We start from the raw sequence: 775 nt of genomic DNA, 5'->3' as shown, positions 1-775 counted from the left end.
CGCGCCGGCCCCGCCGGTCCTGCCGCGCCGGCCCCACCGGTCCTGCCGCGTCGGCCCTTGCGGTGGGCCGCGTCACCCCGCTGGTGGGGTGCGTCATACCGGTGGCCCGTGAGCCTGTCGAACCGGCTCCGAGCGGAGAGGATGGCCGGTATGACGATGACCCACGCGCTGCCGGTGACCGTCGCCGTCGCCCGGCGCACCGACCCCGCCCGGACCAGCGAGATGGTGGCCTGGATGCGGGCCGGCACGGCGCTGGCCGAGGCGTTCCCGGGGTTCCTCGGGTCCGGCTGGGTACGCAGCGCGCCCGGCTCCGGGGAGTGGCACATCATCTACCGCTTCGCCGACCACGACACGCTGCGCCGCTGGGAGGAGTCCCCGCAGCGGCACTGGTGGCTCTCCTCGGCGCAGGGCATCGTCGAGCACACGCGGGTCGAGCGGCGTACCGGCGTCGAGGGCTGGTTCGACCCGCCGCCGGAGCACGTGGCGCAGACCGTGCCGGTCAGCGCCGAGCCGACGGTCCCGCCGCCCTCCCCGCCGCGCTGGAAGCAGGCGGTGACGATCTGGCTGGCGTTCTTCCCGCTCAGCCTGACCGCGACGCTGCTCACCAGCCGTTTCCTCCCGGACGTGCCGCTGGCCGCCCGGGTGCTGATGATGACCCTCACGCTGACCCCGCTGATGACCTACCTGGTGCTGCCCCGGATCACCCGGACCCTGCACTGGTGGCTGCACGGCCAGCCCGCGCCCTGGCGCGCCGACCCCCGCCTGGCGCGCCAGG

At 75.5% G+C, this 775-nt stretch carries 1 protein-coding gene; it reads left to right on the top strand.

Translation table 11 applies throughout. The annotated features are described in order from the left end of the window. Window positions 1-150 precede the first annotated feature (150 nt). Window positions 151-775, top strand: a 625-nt coding sequence (locus F6X68_RS32900; RefSeq protein WP_151457862.1) for an antibiotic biosynthesis monooxygenase, incomplete at its 3' end; no start/stop codon positions are given.

Origin of the sequence: Micromonospora sp. AMSO12t, from assembly GCF_008806585.1 — a bacterium.
Classification (GTDB): domain Bacteria; phylum Actinomycetota; class Actinomycetes; order Mycobacteriales; family Micromonosporaceae; genus Micromonospora; species Micromonospora reichwaldensis.
Note: the sequence above shows the minus strand (reverse complement) of the source record. Positions and strands in the feature narration are given on the sequence as shown.